The organism is Paractinoplanes toevensis (genome assembly GCF_018332695.1).
GTDB lineage: Bacteria > Actinomycetota > Actinomycetes > Mycobacteriales > Micromonosporaceae > Actinoplanes > Actinoplanes toevensis.
On record NZ_BOQN01000210.1, the window covers coordinates 1 to 15365 of the forward strand.

15 protein-coding genes and 1 pseudogene are annotated in these 15365 nt (G+C 69.8%); 10 read left to right on the forward strand and 6 right to left on the reverse strand.

Annotation, left to right across the window (positions count from 1 at the left end; all coding sequences use genetic code 11):
* Window positions 1-232, reverse strand: a 232-nt coding sequence (locus Ato02nite_RS50455) for a hypothetical protein (RefSeq protein ID WP_213013883.1), incomplete at its 3' end; no start/stop codon positions are given.
* A 1291-nt stretch (window positions 233-1523) separates the two neighbouring features.
* Between Ato02nite_RS50455 and Ato02nite_RS50460 the strand changes: the two genes are divergently transcribed.
* The 3 genes from Ato02nite_RS50460 to Ato02nite_RS50470 all read left to right on the forward strand — a co-directional run bounded on the left by Ato02nite_RS50460 (window position 1524) and on the right by Ato02nite_RS50470 (window position 3350).
* Window positions 1524-2297 (forward strand): serine/threonine kinase C-terminal domain-containing protein, encoded by a 774-nt coding sequence (locus tag Ato02nite_RS50460; protein WP_213013884.1) that lies wholly within the window; start codon window positions 1524-1526, stop codon window positions 2295-2297.
* A 64-nt stretch (window positions 2298-2361) separates the two neighbouring features.
* A complete protein-coding gene (locus tag Ato02nite_RS50465) occupies window positions 2362-2592 on the forward strand; it encodes a hypothetical protein (protein WP_213013885.1) in 231 nt (76 codons plus the stop codon).
* Window positions 2593-2615: 23 nt separating this feature from the next.
* On the forward strand, window positions 2616-3350 hold the full coding sequence (locus tag Ato02nite_RS50470) for a M50 family metallopeptidase (protein ID WP_213013886.1): 735 nt from the start codon (window positions 2616-2618) through the stop codon (window positions 3348-3350).
* Here the strand turns inward: Ato02nite_RS50470 and Ato02nite_RS50475 are convergent.
* The gene (locus tag Ato02nite_RS50475) at window positions 3347-4921 is read right to left on the reverse strand and encodes an acyl-CoA carboxylase subunit beta (RefSeq protein ID WP_213013887.1); all 1575 of its coding nucleotides are present in this window, start codon (window positions 4919-4921) and stop codon (window positions 3347-3349) included. The genes Ato02nite_RS50470 and Ato02nite_RS50475 overlap by 4 nt on opposite strands.
* Before the next feature lie 132 nt (window positions 4922-5053).
* Here Ato02nite_RS50475 and Ato02nite_RS50480 point away from each other — a divergent pair, with 132 nt between their 5' ends.
* The 3 genes from Ato02nite_RS50480 to Ato02nite_RS50490 are packed head-to-tail and all read left to right on the forward strand — an operon-like array spanning window position 5054 to window position 7469.
* Window positions 5054-6043, forward strand: coding sequence for a hypothetical protein (locus Ato02nite_RS50480; protein ID WP_213013888.1), 990 nt, complete (start codon window positions 5054-5056; stop codon window positions 6041-6043).
* Window positions 6044-6052: 9 nt separating this feature from the next.
* Window positions 6053-6895, forward strand: coding sequence for a biotin--[acetyl-CoA-carboxylase] ligase (locus tag Ato02nite_RS50485; RefSeq protein ID WP_213013889.1), 843 nt, complete (start codon window positions 6053-6055; stop codon window positions 6893-6895).
* A 4-nt stretch (window positions 6896-6899) separates the two neighbouring features.
* Window positions 6900-7469, forward strand: a complete 570-nt coding sequence (locus Ato02nite_RS50490; protein ID WP_213013890.1) for a PH domain-containing protein — start codon at window positions 6900-6902, stop codon at window positions 7467-7469.
* Here the strand turns inward: Ato02nite_RS50490 and Ato02nite_RS50495 are convergent.
* Genes Ato02nite_RS50495 through Ato02nite_RS50505 form a run of 3 tightly spaced genes read right to left on the reverse strand, consistent with a single transcriptional unit; the run spans window position 7466 to window position 9388 of the window.
* Complete coding sequence (locus tag Ato02nite_RS50495; protein WP_213013891.1) at window positions 7466-7993, reverse strand: GtrA family protein; 528 nt, start codon at window positions 7991-7993, stop codon at window positions 7466-7468. The two genes, Ato02nite_RS50490 and Ato02nite_RS50495, sit on opposite strands and share 4 nt — an antisense overlap.
* A 30-nt stretch (window positions 7994-8023) precedes the next feature.
* Window positions 8024-8572, reverse strand: a complete 549-nt coding sequence (locus Ato02nite_RS50500; RefSeq protein WP_246608253.1) for a GtrA family protein — start codon at window positions 8570-8572, stop codon at window positions 8024-8026.
* A gap of 51 nt (window positions 8573-8623) precedes the next feature.
* Window positions 8624-9388 (reverse strand): sigma-70 family RNA polymerase sigma factor, encoded by a 765-nt coding sequence (locus Ato02nite_RS50505; protein ID WP_213013893.1) that lies wholly within the window; start codon window positions 9386-9388, stop codon window positions 8624-8626.
* Window positions 9389-9633: 245 nt separating this feature from the next.
* On the opposite strand from Ato02nite_RS50505, the gene Ato02nite_RS50510 reads away from it, so the two are divergent.
* A complete protein-coding gene (locus Ato02nite_RS50510) occupies window positions 9634-11508 on the forward strand; it encodes a phosphoenolpyruvate carboxykinase (GTP) (protein ID WP_246608254.1) in 1875 nt (624 codons plus the stop codon).
* 118 nt (window positions 11509-11626) lie between these two features.
* Window positions 11627-12397: an isoprenyl transferase gene (locus tag Ato02nite_RS50515; protein WP_213013894.1), complete on the forward strand. Its 771-nt coding sequence runs from the start codon at window positions 11627-11629 to the stop codon at window positions 12395-12397.
* Here the strand turns inward: Ato02nite_RS50515 and otsB are convergent.
* Entirely contained in the window at window positions 12385-13200 is an 816-nt protein-coding gene (gene otsB, locus Ato02nite_RS50520; protein WP_213013895.1) for a trehalose-phosphatase, read from the reverse strand. The two genes, Ato02nite_RS50515 and otsB, sit on opposite strands and share 13 nt — an antisense overlap.
* Before the next feature lie 256 nt (window positions 13201-13456).
* Here otsB and phoH2 point away from each other — a divergent pair, with 256 nt between their 5' ends.
* Window positions 13457-14848: an RNA 5'-3' helicase PhoH2 gene (gene phoH2 / locus Ato02nite_RS50525; protein ID WP_213013896.1), complete on the forward strand. Its 1392-nt coding sequence runs from the start codon at window positions 13457-13459 to the stop codon at window positions 14846-14848.
* A 104-nt stretch (window positions 14849-14952) separates the two neighbouring features.
* Window positions 14953-15365: pseudogene (locus tag Ato02nite_RS50530) on the forward strand (hypothetical protein); the annotation flags it as partial.

Below are 15365 nucleotides of genomic sequence, written 5' to 3' on the forward strand. Positions count from 1 at the left end.
TGTCCCCGCCGGCTGAGGCCACGTCGCGGGTGTCCCCGCCGGCTGAGGCCACGTCGCGGGTGTCCCCGCCGGCTGAGGCCACGACGCGGGTGTCCCCGTCGCCCGCGGCCACGACGCGGGTGTCCCCGTCGCCCGACACCGCCACGCGGATGTCTCCGCCGGCCGACGCCGCTACCCGGGTAGCTCCGTCGGCCGACGCCACGACGGTGGTGCCGCCGACCAAGTCGTCCAAGCGGAAGACTCCGTCGAAGTCCGCAGGCTCGCCCCCAGCAGCCGAGGCCACCCCGGCCGCACCCGAAAAGGTGACCCCGGAGGAGAACCCCGCAGCTGGGACGGCTCTCGCGGGTGCCGGTGCCGCTCAGGCCGATGCCGCGGCTCCGCGTTCCGACGCCGCCGGCGCTGAGGCCTCGCTCACCGATGCCGCTCACTCCGGTGCCAAGGCTTTCACCGCCCCCGCTGAGACCGATGCCTCGCCGGCCGACGTGGTGCCGGCTAAAACCGAAAAGTCCGAAAAGGGCACCGAGTCCGCAGCCGAGACCGCCACACCGGGTCAGACCGCCGCCGAGAAAGCGGCCACGAGTAAGTCCGGCGCGAATAAGGCCGACGGTGCGAAGTCGGCCGACGCGAAGGCGGGCACTGCGAACGCGGCCGCTGCGAACGCGGGTGCTGCAGGCTCGAGCGCTGCCGGTGGGGATGCCGTGAGCGCTGCGACCGGGGATACCTCGGACGCGGGTTCTGCGACGAGGGATGCCGCGAGGGCGGGCGCTGCGCCGGGGAATACCTCGGACGCGGGTTCTGCGACGGCGGATGCCGCGAGGGCGGGCGCTGCGACGGCGGATACCTCGGACGCGGGTTCTGCGACGGCGGATGCCGCGAGGGCGGGCGCTACGACGGCGGATGCCGCGAGCGTGGGCACGAAGGCGGGTACCTCGAACGCGGCAGCTACGACGGCGGGTGCCGCGAGCGCGGGTGCCGCGAAGGCGGGCGCTGCGAAGGCGGGTACCCCGAACGCGGCAGCTAAGACGGCGGGTACCCCGAACGCGGCAGCTAAGACGGTGAGTGCCGCGATTGCGGGTGCTGCAATTGCGGGTGCCGCGGACGCGAGCGGCGCGGACGCGAGTGCCGCGAACATGTCTACCGCAGGCACGGGCCTTGCGGGCACGGGCCGCTCGGACAAGGGCCTCCCGGGCGCGGGCGCCGGGCAGTCAGCCGCCGGGCAGCCGGCCACTGACCGAGCAGCCGCGGATAGGGCCGTTGCTGAGACGTCCGGTGCCGCGACGGAGCAAGGCGAGACGTCGGCCCTCGTCCAGGTTCCGGCCGCCCGTACCAAGTCTGCCGACATCTCCGGCAGCGACGAGTCCTGGTCTGCGGAGTCGACCGACAAGCCGGTCGCAAAGTCGGCAGCGGCCGCGAAGGCGGGCACCGGCGCGAAGCCGGACGCTGAGGACGACGCCGCTGACGACAATGCCCCGGTCTCGCCGGTTCCCTCGATCAGCCGGTCCACCCGACCGGCCTGGCGCCCGATGGAGTCCCAGCCCGCCCCGGGCGGCGTGACGGTCTTCGGTACCCGGCTGACCTACCGCCAGGCGGCGATCGGTGCCGGCATCGTCCTGCTGGTCCTGGTCCTGCTGATCACCCTGATCGCGCAGGCGGTCGGCGGCGAGGACAAGACCGGCGGCACCGAGCCGAACGCGGTCGGGACCACCGGCGCCACGGCTACCACCCCGACGACTCAGTCGACCCAGCCGTCGGTGGCTGCCACGACGCCGAGCGCCGCTCCGTCGTCGGCCGCTCCGACGACCACGGCGCCGTCCAGCGCGCCCGCGACCGACGACGGTGCGGGCAGTCTTCCGGCCGGCTGGGCGCTCCGGACGTTCGCCGCGTCCGGCAGTGCGCCCGCCTTCAAGCTTCCGCTGCCCGCGGACGCCGACGTCTCCGGCAGTGGCACCGAGATGCGGATGCGGTGGAACAACCGCCTGCTGATCCTGGGCCGCACCAAGTCGCCGCAGGCCGACGCGTACGAGGATTGGCAGAACCAGGAGAAGGCGCGCCGGGGCACCTACCGCAACTACAGCCTGATCAGCCTGAAGCGGGTGTCCTACCGGAACTTCGAGTCGGCCGCCGACTGGGAGTTCACGTACACCACGGACAGCGGGAACCCGCAGCACGTGATGCGCCGGAACATCCGGGTGAACGGCAGCGCGGCGTACTCCCTCAACTGGTACGTCTCGACCAGCGACTGGGACGCCTCGCAGGCCGATCTCAAGGCGCTCTACCAGGGGTTCCAGCCGCAATAAAAACCGATGTGCGTGATTGCGTTCAAGTGGGTACTTGATCAGTCATCACAACGGAGGTGTTGTCATGAACCGCCGACCCCACGGCCGGAAGCCGACCATCGCGCTCTGGATGCTCGTCGCGATCGCCGACGTGGCGATTCTTGTCGCCACCGGTGGACTGGTCGCCCTGGTGCTGATCGTCGCGAGTCTGGCCGTCATCGCCGGTGGTTTCCTGGCCGCCCGTCAGATGCTCGCGCAGAAGCCGGTGCTGGCACCGCAGAAGGCGGCACGCAGCCGCAACCGACGCAGCGCATAGCGTGATCGGCTACAGTCCCCCGCGTGTCGATCGACGGTGTGACTGATCTCTGGGACAAACTGCTCGGCGCTCAGCCGGATCCCCCCGGCCTGCTCGTGCTGCTCACCGCCCTGGCCGGCGTGCTGGCCGTGGCTTTCCGCCCGGTGTGGCGGGTAGCCCGTAACGCGGTGACGATCGCGCACGAGGGTGGGCACGCCCTGATGGCGCTGCTGACCGGCCGTCGTCTGCGCGGCATCCGCCTGGAGTTCGACACGTCCGGCCTGACGCTGTCGTCGGGTCGCCCGACCGGGCCGGGCATGATGCTCACCTTGCTCGGTGGTTACATCGCGCCGTCGCTGGTGGGCGTGCTGGGCGCCTGGCTGCTCGGCGGTAACCGGATCACGCTGCTGCTCTGGCTCGCCATCGTCCTGCTGCTGCTCATGCTGATCAACGTCCGAAACGCGTTCGGCGTGGTCTCGCTGCTGGTCACGGGCGCGATCGTGTTCGTGGTGTCCTGGTTCGCCAGTCCGGAGGTGCAGGCCGTCTTCGCGTACGCCGGGGTCTGGTTCCTGCTTTTCGGCGGGGTCCGCCCGGTTTTCGAGTTGCAGAGTCTGCGCCGCCGCGGCCGCATGCGCGAGTCGGACGCCGACCAGCTCGCGCATCTCACCCACGTGCCCGCCCTGTTCTGGGTGGGTGTCTTCCTGGTCGTCAACCTGGCCGCCCTGGTGATCGGCGCGTTCCTGCTGGCCGGTCAGTGGCTGCCGCAGGCGACCGGCTAGAGCGGAATGTTGCCGTGCTTCTTCGGCGGCAGGGTTTCCCGCTTGGTGCGTAGTGTCCGCAGCCCCCGGATCACCTGGGCCCGGGTCTGCGACGGCGCGATCACCGCGTCCACGTAACCGCGTTCGGCCGCGATGTACGGGTTGGCCAGCGTGTCCTCGTACTCCTGGATGAGCTCGGCCCGGCGCTCGGCGGAGTCGATCTCTCCGCGGTAGAGGATGTTGACCGCGCCCTGTGCGCCCATCACCGCGATCTGGGCGGTGGGCCAGGCGAAGTTGAGGTCGGCGCCGAGGTGCTTGGAGCCCATGACGTCGTAGGCGCCGCCGTACGCCTTGCGCGTGATGACCGTGACCTTGGGGACCGTGGCCTCGGCGTACGCGTAAATCAGTTTGGCCCCGCGCCGGATGATGCCGTCCCATTCCTGGGATGTGCCCGGCAGGAAGCCGGGCACGTCGACGAAGGTGAGTACCGGGATGTTGAAGGCGTCGCAGGTGCGCACGAAGCGGGCGGCTTTCTCGCTGGCCGCGATGTCGAGGGTGCCGGCGAAGTGCATGGGCTGGTTGGCGACCACGCCGACCGGCCGGCCCTCGACCCGTCCGAAGCCGACCACGATGTTCTGCGCGTAGAGCGGCTGCACCTCGAGGAAGTCGTCGACGACGGTCTCCACGACGGTTTTGATGTCGTAGGGCTGGTTGGCCGAGTCGGGGATCAGGGCGTCCAGCGCGAGATCGTCGTCGGACGGTGTCAGGGCCGCGAGTTCTTCGAAGATGACCGGTTCGTCGAGGTTGTTGGACGGCAGGTAGGACAGCAGCGCGCGCACGTAGTCGATCGCGTCGTCCTCGTCGGAGGCCAGGTAGTGCGCGTTCCCGCTGCGCGAGTTGTGGGTGCGAGCTCCGCCCAGCTCCTCCATGCCGACCTCTTCGCCGGTGACCGTCTTGATCACGTCGGGGCCGGTGATGAACATGTGCGAGGTCTGGTCGACCATCACGGTGAAGTCGGTGATCGCCGGCGAGTAGACCGCGCCGCCCGCGCACGGTCCCATGATCAGTGAGATCTGCGGGATGACGCCGCTGGCCCGCACGTTGCGGAAGAAGATGTCGGCGTAGAGACCGAGCGCGACGACGCCTTCCTGGATGCGGGCGCCGCCGGAGTCGTTGATCCCGATGATCGGGCAGCCGGTCTTCATGGCCAGGTCGAGCACCTTGACGATCTTTTCGCCGAAGACCTCGCCGAGCGAGCCGCCGAAGACCGTGAAGTCCTGCGAGAACACGCACACCGGCCGGCCGTCGACGGTGCCGTAGCCGGTCACCACGCCGTCACCGTAGGGGCGGTTCTTGTCCAGGCCGAACGCGGTGGAGCGGTGCCGGGCCAGACCGTCGAGCTCGACGAAGGATCCCTCGTCGAGCAGCAGTTCGATGCGCTCGCGGGCGGTTTTCTTGCCGCGGGCGTGCTGCTTCTCCACCGCGCGGGCCGAGCCGGCGTGCACCGCCTCGTCGGTTCGCCGTTCAAGATCGGCGAGCTTTCCAGCGGTGGTGTGTACGTCGGCCTGGACCGCGTCCTGCTGCGTCGTCACGGTGATCCTCACACTCTGCGGGCTACCGGCGAGTATTCCTTCGGTGATCGTAATGCGGGAGAGGGGTGCGCGCCGCTACGGGTGCGTTTCGCACCCAATGCCCTATTCGTTACCCCGAGTGTGACGAACTGGATGACCGCGGGCGGACTCGCCCTCATCGCCGGTGGCCTCGCCACATTGATCAGCTTCCGGTCCCTGCTGTTCGGTGGCGGGGAGAGCCGGGCGCGCCGGCGCGAGGCGATCGAGGCACCGCCGAGCCGCCCGGCTCTGGCCGCGACCCCGGCCGAACCGGAGGCCGAGGTGGCGGCGGAGGTCATCGCCGGCCCCCGCCGCGGCCGGCGGGGACGGCGACGCGCGCTGGTCTCGGCGGACGATTCCAGGAGTACGCCGTTCCCCGCCCCCGAACCCATCGAGTCGTCCGATGAGGACGATCACGGCGGTCTCGCGTCGATCGGCCTGGCCGACGACGACGAGGACGGGCAGTTCGACCTGCCCGAAGCCGAGAACGAGCCGATCCCGGAGCCGCCCGTGCGTGGCCGCCGCGGACGGCGGAGCCGGCACCCGATCGACGAGGTCCTGTTCGACCCCGGCGCCGAGGTGGACGAGGTGGAGATCGCGGAGGTCGCGGAAGTTCCGGCGCCGCGCGCCGATCGCTACGGCGACCGGGTCGAGGGCTGGATCCGCCCCGAGCACCACGAACCGGCCGGCGAGCCCCGCCCCGGCGAGTACTGGACCCCCATCCCGGTCGACCTGACCGCCGATCACGAGCCGTCGGCCAAGGGTTATGGCTGGCCGCAGGCGGTGGAACGGCTGCCGGCCGTGCCCGACTACGAGCCGGCCACCGGCTTCGACCTGCGCCCGGTCCCGGCCGAACCGACCGAGGTGGTCCCGGTTTGGCCGATGAACGACGAACGTCCCGGCCGGATCCGGTTGCCCCGTTCGTGGTCGACCCGCAACGAGAAGCCGCGGCTGCCCGGCCCCGAACAACCGGCCCCGGTCGACCGCCGCCGCCCACGTCCACGGCCCCGGCCGAGCATCTCGGAGAACGCGGAGGCTCCGCCGCCGGTCGACCGCAGCACCATGTACGTGAGCCGGCACGCGGCCGACCCGCCACCCCGCTAGGCTCGATCAATGCCCTCGTCGCCGTACACCGACCTGGATCGCCCGCCGCTGTCCCAGCGCTCGCTGGAACGGGCGATGGTCACCCCGGACAGTCTGTGGACGGCGATCGACGTACGCGGCGAGACGGCCTCCACCAACGCCGATGCCGCCGCGGCCGCGATGAAGGGTGAGCCCGAGGGGCTCGTGGTGGTCGCCGAGCAGCAGACCGCCGGCCGTGGCCGGCGCGACCGGCAGTGGATGTCGCCGCCGCGGGCCGGGCTGACGCTCAGCGTGCTGCTGCGGCCCGGGCCGGCCGTCCCGACCGGCGCCTACGGCTGGCTGCCGCTGCTGGCCGGGGTCGCGCTGCTCGAGGCGGTGCAGCGGGTCGCCGAGGTCGAGGCCGCCCTGAAGTGGCCCAACGACCTGCTGGTCAGCACCGAAAAAGGCGACGGCAAGTGCGCCGGCATCCTGGCCGAGGTGGCCGGCGACGCCGTGGTGGTCGGCATCGGACTGAACGTGAGCACCCGCGCCGAGGAACTGCCGGAGACGACCGGGCTGCCCGCGACCTCGCTGAAGGTGGCCGGTGCGGCCAACGCCGACCGCGATCCGCTGCTGCGGGCCCTGCTCCGCGGGATCGCCGGGTGGTACGGCGGCTGGCGCGAGGCGGGCGGGGACGCCGAGTTGTGCGGGCTGCTCGCGGCCTACCGGCGGGGGTGCGCCACGATCGGGCGTGAGGTGCGGGTGCTGCTGCCCGGCGGTGATGAGATCCGCGGCGAGGCGACCTCGGTGGACGGCGACGGTCAGTTGGTGATCCGTACGGCTGACGACCTCACCCATCGCGTCTCGGCGGGTGACGTGCTGCACGTACGCTGACCGCGTGGCGTTCCCGGACGAGGTTCTCACCGACGAGGAGGAGGTCGTCCTCCATCTGCATCCGCACTGGAAGACGGCGATCCGCCCCGGCCTGGTGGCGTTGTTGGCGTTGGCGACCGCGACCCTGGCGTGGGTGATGCTGCCGCAGAACAACGGCGGTTTCCTGGCGTTCGGCGTGGTCGCGCTGATCATGGGTTACTACGGCATCCGGTACGGTGCCGCCCCGCTCGTGATCTGGCGCTGCACCCATTACGTGGTGACCAGCGAGCGGATCCTGCTGCAGGACGGCGTGATCGCCCGGGAGCGGCGTGACCTGCCGCTCAACCGGATCAATGACCACCTGATGACGCAGTCGTTCCTGGACCGGCTCTTCGGGTCGGGGACGCTGACCATCGACTCGATCGGCGACCAGGCGGCCGTTCTGGTGGCGGTCCCGCACGCCAACCATGTGCAGACGGCCCTCTACGAACTGATCGAACAGGACCGCCTGCGCCACCCGGACGAGGAAGAAGAGGAAGAACCGGAGCCGGAGCTTCCGCCGCAGCGCCGCCGCGGCCGACTCTTCCGGAACTAACGCGTCGGCTCGGGTTCGGGCTGCTCGGTGGTCAGCTCGGCCAGGCCGGCCATCGCGTCGAGCTCGGCCAGCTCGGCCTCGTGGCCGTCGACCGGCGGCTTCAGGAAGACGAACGTGCGGTACGCCCAGAACCGGAAGACCGTGGCGATCACGATGCCGATCAGGGTCACGCCCATGAACGCGATCTCGTCGTGCTGCTCGGTGAGGCCGAAGCCGTACTTGCCGATCGCCACCGCGCCGGACTGGATGACCATGCCGACCAGGTTGAAGCCGAAGAACAACGTGTACTCCCGGCGCAGGGCCGTGCGCGTGTGGTGCCGGTAGGTCCAGTACCGGTTCGCGAAGTACGCCAGCGTGGTGGTCACGATCGTCGCGACGACGCTCGCCTTGACCGCGCCGATCGGCAGGGCGGCCCAGGTGATCGCCATATACAACAGAGTGTTACCGGCTCCGATGACACCGAACGCGATGGCCTCGGGTGCAAGACGGCGCAGACGATCCGTCAGCGTGCTGGCTGAGGGCATTTGAGCAACCTTACGTCGGGGGGAGGGCGATCACGCCGAGTCACGGACGGGGGCGGGCGAGACCACGTTAGCCGCGTGACGGCCGGAGCTCTGCCCCGTGCCGAGCTGATCGGGGGGAGTTGTGTCGCGGAACACGAAACGGCGGTACGACCAGAATCGGAAAAGTGTGCCGACGGCCGTGCCGACCAGTTGGCCCGAAATGTTGTCGGCCAGCGGGGTCTGCAGGGCCGGCCAGATCTGACCGAGGCCGTAGTGGCTGATCGCCAGGCAGGACAGGCCGATGCCGAGGCCGATCGCGTTCAGTACGAAGAACATCGTGTACTGCCGGGCCATGTTGTCGTGAGCGCGATGCCGCCAGGTCCAGAACCGGTTGCCGGTGAAGGCGACGGTCGTGGCGATCACGGTCGAGATCGTCTTGGCGACCAGGGTTTCCACGCCGGCGTGCAGCAGCACGTTGAAGATGGCCAGGTCGATGGCGAACGATATGGCACCGACCGTGCCGAACTTGCTCAGCTCGTGGATGAGTGCCCGGAACCTGGTCCGCAAGCCGGTCGGCTGCGGCGTCGAGTTGTCGGGCACCACGCAAGAGTACCGGGGGTAGTCACGGACCGCTGTTTTCGTTGGCGAGTCTTAACCGGTCGACCCGGCATGGTGACGTTGCCGGTACGGACGGTGACGGAGGCCGTCGATCTCGCTGATTTCGGCGAACCGTCCCCGGCATTCGCCGCACCAGCCGAGGTGGCCGCGCATCCGGTTGGCGTCCCGGGGTGCGAGCCGGCCGCGCAGGTGACCACCGAGCCGGTCGCCGGCCCAGCGGCATTCGGGATGGTCGGCCGCCGCGACGTGCTGTTGTAGATAGAGGCTGCGCAGGCCCTCGCGGGCGCGGTGGGCGAGGACGGCCACCGCGTTCGGCGTCATGCCGAGCATCCCGGCCACCTCGGCGGGCGTGTTGCCCTCGACCGCGGTCTGCCACAGCACGTCGCGCCACCGCTCGGGCAGTTGCCGGAACGCGGCCGCCGCGTAGGTGCGTTCGAGCCGGTCCAGGGCCGGGTCGGTGAACGGCTCGCCCTCGTCGTACCGGGTCAGGTCATCGGTGAATTCGAGCCGCCGGTCGCGCCGGGCCCGGTGGTAGCAGACGTGCCGCATGGTCGTGTTCAGGTAGGCGCGGAAGGCGACCAGCGGCCCGCGTCCTGCCCGCAGCGACGCGAAGACCTTGGCGAACGTCTCGGCGACCAGATCCTCGGCGTCCGCCGGGTCGCGGGTGAGCCCGTAGGCCAGCTGCCGGGCCGCGGCCCGGTGCCGTTCGTACAGCGTCCCGTAGGAGGCGGTATGGCCGGCCCGGACCGCGGCCAGCAGGTCGGTGTCCGAGTCCGGTTGGGTGGCCGGGATCGTCATTCCTGCCTCCTGAAGCGGGAGTGAGAGGAAAGACCAGGTACCCGAAGTTTAGGGGCTTTAGTCCGTTTTGTGGAAGTCCACCGAACGGCCCGGCGCGACCCGGCCGAAACGCTGATGTTGCGCAGAACTGCGCTTTGCGGCGAAGGATCGATCGTCTGCAAGCAAAGCTTCCGATGATTGTGCGGTTATCCACAGGAACAACCGATGAACAGCACGCTCCGTCCCCCTAATCTGAGGTGACTCCCATGACCTCGGGCCGGGCCCCTCCGGTCTTCGCGGTCATTGGTCAGTGCCGACCGAAGGAGATCGCCTTGCTTGACGACGCCCCCACCTCTCACCCGCGCCTGCTGGCCTGGATCGACGAGGTAGCCGCTCTGACCACGCCCGACCGGATCGTCTGGTGCGACGGCTCGGAGTCCGAATGGGCCGGCATCACCGATGCCCTGGTCGAATCGGGCGCCCTGGTTCGCCTCGACCCGGCCAAGAAGCCCAACTCGTTCTGGGCCCGTACCGACCCCGGTGACGTGGCCCGCGTCGAGGAACGCACCTACATCTGCTCGGCCGACGAGGCCGACGCCGGACCCACCAACAACTGGATGGCGCCGGCCGAGATGAAGTCGACGATGACCGAGCTCTACCGGGGGTGCATGAAGGGCCGGACGATGTACGTCGTCCCGTTCTGCATGGGCCCGCTCGACGCGCCCACGCCGATGTTCGGCGTGGAGCTCACCGACAGTCCCTATGTCGTCGCCAGCATGCGCATCATGACCCGGATGGGGGCCGAGGTCCTGGCGGCGCTGGGCGACGAGACCGACTTCGTGCCGGCACTGCACTCGGTCGGCGCGCCCCTCGAGCCCGGCCAGGAAGACGCGGCCTGGCCGTGCAACGAGACGAAATACATCTCGCACTTCCCGGAGACCCGGGAGATCTGGTCGTTCGGCTCCGGTTACGGCGGCAACTCGCTGCTCGGCAAGAAGTGCTACGCGCTGCGCATCGCCAGCGTCGCCGCCCGGGACGAGGGCTGGCTCGCCGAGCACATGCTGATCATGAAGCTGACCTCGCCCGAGGGTCAGGTCCGCTACATCGCCGGCGCGTTCCCGTCGGCCTGCGGCAAGACCAACCTGGCGATGCTCGAACCGACCCTGCCGGGCTGGAAGGTGGAGACCGTCGGCGACGACATCGCCTGGATGCGGTTCGGCGAGGACGGCCGGCTGTGGGCCACCAACCCCGAGTTCGGGCTGTTCGGCGTCGCGCCCGGCACCGATTTCCACACCAACCCGAACGCGATGCGCACCCTGGCCCGGGGCAACTCGGTCTTCACCAACGTCGCGCTGACCGACGACGGCGACATCTGGTGGGAGGGCATGGGCGAGCCGCCGGCGCACCTCACCGACTGGAAGAACCAGGACTGGACGCCGGCGTCGGAAAACCCCTCGAGCCACCCCAACAGCCGATTCTGTACGCCCATCGAGCAGTGCCCGATCCTCGCCGACGAGTACCACGACCCGCGCGGTGTCCCGATCGACGCGATCCTGTTCGGCGGCCGTCGCAAGACCACGATCCCGCTGGTCGCCGAGGCCCGCGACTGGGTGCACGGTGTCTACCTGGGCGCCACGCTCTCCAGCGAGACCACGGCCGCGGCGGTCGGCCAGGTCGGCGTGGTGCGCCGCGACCCGATGGCGATGCTGCCGTTCATCGGCTACCACGCCGGCGACTACTTCCAGCACTGGATCGACATGGCCAAGGGCGCGTCCGGCGACGCCGCCAAGCTGCCCAAGGTCTTCTACGTCAACTGGTTCCGGCGCGATGCCGACGGCGGCTTCCTGTGGCCGGGCTTCGGCGAGAACAGCCGGGTGCTCAAGTGGATCGTCGAGCGCCTGGACGGTAAGGGCGAGGCGGTGGAGACGGCCATCGGGCACGTCCCGACCCCGGGCGCCCTCGACGTGACCGGCCTCGACATCAGCGAGGAGGACCTGAAGGCGGTGCTGAAGGTCGACCGCGACGAGTGGCTCGCCGAGATCCCGCAGGTGACCGAGTGGTTCACCAAGTTCGGCGACAAGCTGCCGGCCGTCCTGTGGGCCGAGCTCGACGCCCTGCGCGCCCGCCTCGCCGACGCCTGACCTGTCGATTCGTCTCGCCCCGCCTCGGCTTTCCGGCCGGGCGGGGCGATGTGTTCTTCCCAAGGATTACCCTCCCGGCCGACGACGTCGGCGGGCAACAGGGCTAGGGTTTACCGCGATGTCTCTGCGGTCTCTGGTCTATTCGTTCTATGAGCGGCGGCTGGCCGGAAAGCTTGTCGGCAAGCCGGTGCCTCAGCACGTCGGCGTCATGTGCGACGGCAATCGTCGCTGGGCTCGTGAGATGGGCTTCGTCGACCCGAACGACGGTCATCGTGTCGGCGCCGCCCGGATCAAGGAGCTGCTCACCTGGTGCGACCAGGCGGGCATCCGGCACGTCACGCTCTATCTGCTGGCCACCGACAATCTGCAGCGGCCGGCCGCCGAGCTCGATCCGCTCGTGCGCATCATCGAGGACCTCGCGACCGAGCTGGCCGAGGACGGCAATCCGTGGCGGCTGCGCATGGTCGGCGCGCTCGACGTCCTGCCGGCCGGCACCGCGACCGTGCTCAAGGCCGCACAGGAGAAGACCCGCGACCGCACGGTCGGCGTCGAGGTCAACCTGGCGGTGGGGTACGGCGGGCGCCGCGAGATCGCCGACGCGGTGCGTTCGCTGCTGGTCGAGCACGCCTCCCGTGGCGGCACCCTGGAAGAGCTGGCCGAGGTGCTCGACGTCGAGCACATCGCCGAGCACCTTTACACCCGCGGCCAGCCCGATCCCGATCTGGTCATCCGCACCAGCGGTGAGCAGCGGCTGTCCGGTTTCCTGCTGTGGCAGTCGGCGCACTCGGAGTTCTACTTCCACGACGCCAACTGGCCGGATTTCCGCCGGATCGACTTCCTCCGGGCGCTGCGCTCCTATGCCGGGCGGCAGCGCCGTTACGGTGCCTGAAGCCGGCTGAGCCCGTCGGTCAGGAACTCGGCCACCGCGTCGGGCGAGTCGAGGGTGAGGTCGGCGGCGCTGGACACCTCGGCGCCGGTCTCCGGGTTGGCCACCGCGACCGCGACGCCGAAGAAACCGGGGTCGACCGCCTCCCGGGCACGCAGCGCGTCGAACGCCTTGATGTCCGACATGTCATCCCCGAAATACCACGCGCAGCCCGCGTTGCGGACGCCCTCGGTGATGACCATGCCCTTGTCCTGGTCGACCGGGGGCTTGAGCTCGATCACCATGCGACCACCCTGGATCTTGAGCCCGTGCCGCTCGGCCTGCTCGTGACCCCAGCGCTCCACCTCACCCGCGAGCTGCGGCGCGGTGCGGTAGTGCAGGGCCACCGAGAGCCGCTTGAACTCGACCAGGATCGGCCCGGGCAGCTCGGCCCGGGCGCGGTCGGCCAGGTCGCTCATCGCCGGGATCCACGGCAGGGCGGCCGGTTCGGTGACCACCTCGCCGTTGTGCCAGACCTCGAGGCCGTAGAGGCCGTAGAGATCCACCCGTTCGAGTGACTCGAACCGGGACCGCAGGAAACTGACCGGCCGGGCGGAGACGATCGCCACCCGCCGGACGGTGGTCGCCAGCTGCTCCAGCACGCCGGGCACGGCGCCGACCGGCTGGGAGGCGTCGGGGTCGTCGGTGACCGGCGACAGCACGCCGTCGAAGTCGAAGAAGAAGGTGGTCTCGGCCGACCGCCGGGCCGTGACGGCCCATGCGTCGGCGACGCTCAGCGGACGGTTCGGACGCAGAGTCTCAGCCACGACGTCAGATTACCTGCCCGACGTCCGGTTGCGAGCCGGAGAAATTGCTCGGCCACGTGTTTTGCGTACTACCGCGTTGGCAAGTTGACCGCTAGCGTTTGAGCCATGGCGCGGGGTCATCCCGAGCCAGACGGTAGGCCCGGACCTGCGACAAGTACGCCACGGGGCCCGCAATCCGACCCCGTGCATGAGCCGGGCGCCGGAGGTGCGGACCGCGGGCGTCGACGGGTTGCACGCCCGCCCCTGGAGCAGGCCTGTGACATCACGCCGATCTGACGCCGAGGGCACCACATCCAGCAATCGCGCCGCGACGGGACGCACCTCCCGGGATCGCCACGCCGACGCGGAACCGGCTCCCGAGGGCCGCGTTTTTGTTCTGGATACCTCGGTCCTGCTGTCCGACCCGGCGGCGTTCCGCCGGTTCACCGACCACGAGGTGATTGTTCCGCTCGTGGTCATCTCGGAGTTGGAGGGCAAGCGGCACCACCCTGAGCTGGGCTGGTTCGCGCGGCAGGCGCTGCGCATGCTGGACGATCTGCGCATCAAGTACGGCCGGCTGGACCAGCCGGTGCTCTGCAACGACGAGGGCGGCACCCTGCGGGTCGAGCTCAACCATGCCGACCAGAGCGTGCTGCCGCAGGGTTTCCGCAACGACTCGAACGACACCCGCATCCTCTCCGTGGCGCTGGGACTGGCCGCCGAGGGTCGCGACGTGACGCTGGTCAGCAAGGACATGCCGCTGCGGGTGAAAGCGGCCTCGGTGGGTCTCACCGCGGACGAGTACCGGCACGGTCAGGCCAGCGACCCGACCTGGACCGGCATGGCCGACCTCAAGCTCGGCGAGGAGGACATCGCGTCGCTCTACGCGGGTGACGAACTCGAGGTCGACGAGGCCCAGCACCTGCCGTGCCACACCGGCCTGGTGATTCATTCCACTCGTGGCTCGGCGCTCGGCCGGGTGAACCCCGACAAGACGGTCCGGCTGGTGCGCGGTGACCGGGAGGCGTTCGGCCTGCGCGGCCGTTCCGCCGAGCAGCGGGTGGCGCTCGACATCCTGCTGGACGAGTCGATCGGCATCGTGTCGCTGGGTGGCCGGGCCGGCACCGGCAAGTCCGCCCTGGCGCTGATGGCCGGTCTCGAGGCCACGATGGAGCGCAACCGCCACAAGAAGGTGATCGTCTTCCGCCCGCTGTACGCGGTCGGCGGCCAGGAGCTCGGCTACCTTCCCGGCTCCGAGAACGAGAAGATGTCGCCCTGGGCCCAGGCCGTATTCGACACGCTCGGCTCGGTGGTGCACGCCAACGTCATGGAGGAGGTCATGGCGCGCGGCCTGCTCGAGGTGCTGCCGCTGACCCACATCCGCGGCCGGAGCCTGCACGACGCCTTCGTGATCGTCGACGAGGCGCAGTCGCTGGAACGCAACGTGCTGCTCACCGTGCTCTCCCGCATCGGGCAGGGATCGCGGGTGGTTCTCACCCACGACGTCGCACAGCGGGACAACCTGCGGGTCGGCCGACACGACGGGGTAACCGCCGTGATCGAGGCGTTGAAGGGCCATCCGATCTTCGCGCACGTCACGTTGACGCGGTCCGAGCGGTCGCCGATCGCCGAGGTGGTCACCGATTTGCTGGAGGAAATTCCCCTATGAGGTGACCCCCGTACCGGGGAGGTATCGCCCGGTTTACGCGTGAATGACGTGTGAGCAACATCACAAGAGCGCGCCACCATTTCACATCCACTTCACTCTGCGCCATGGTGTTCGGCGAGCGCCATCGCGTGGTCATCTTCGTCGGAGATCGACGTCGGGCCACCACCTCGATCGAAGTTGTTCGAGATGTCGGCCCGAGTGGTCGCGGTGCTCGCGGCATGCCGGTCACCTTTGGTGGCGGACATGCCGCGTCATTGCCCCCGACGAAGGGATACTTCGTGAATCGGCTTGCGAGCCGGGTCGGAGTACGTGTCGCGTCGGTCGGCCTGCTGGTGGCAGGTCTGATCGCAGGTGTGTATCTCGGGCAGGACCACGTGGTCCAGGCGCAGCAGCGGAGCTCCGAAGCGTCAAACGTCGCCCAGGTGGACGTGGACGACATGCAGCTTCTCAAGCAGCGGCAGAGCCAGCACGCCGCAGCCCGCGCGTTCCAGCGTCAGGCCGAGGGCGACGCCGCCGA

Bases quoted from the DNA above. Each gene is read 5' to 3' on its own strand.
- Ato02nite_RS50460 (WP_213013884.1), top strand. From the start codon at position 1,524: ATGGAGTCCCAGCCCGCCCCGGGCGGCGTGACGGTCTTCGGTACCCGG.
- Ato02nite_RS50465 (WP_213013885.1), top strand. From the start codon at position 2,362: ATGAACCGCCGACCCCACGGCCGGAAGCCGACCATCGCGCTCTGGATG.
- Ato02nite_RS50480 (WP_213013888.1), top strand. From the start codon at position 5,054: ATGACCGCGGGCGGACTCGCCCTCATCGCCGGTGGCCTCGCCACATTG.
- Ato02nite_RS50485 (WP_213013889.1), top strand. From the start codon at position 6,053: ATGCCCTCGTCGCCGTACACCGACCTGGATCGCCCGCCGCTGTCCCAG.
- Ato02nite_RS50495 (WP_213013891.1), bottom strand. From the start codon at position 7,993: ATGCCCTCAGCCAGCACGCTGACGGATCGTCTGCGCCGTCTTGCACCC.
- Ato02nite_RS50505 (WP_213013893.1), bottom strand. From the start codon at position 9,388: ATGACGATCCCGGCCACCCAACCGGACTCGGACACCGACCTGCTGGCC.
- Ato02nite_RS50510 (WP_246608254.1), top strand. From the start codon at position 9,634: ATGACCTCGGGCCGGGCCCCTCCGGTCTTCGCGGTCATTGGTCAGTGC.
- Ato02nite_RS50515 (WP_213013894.1), top strand. From the start codon at position 11,627: ATGTCTCTGCGGTCTCTGGTCTATTCGTTCTATGAGCGGCGGCTGGCC.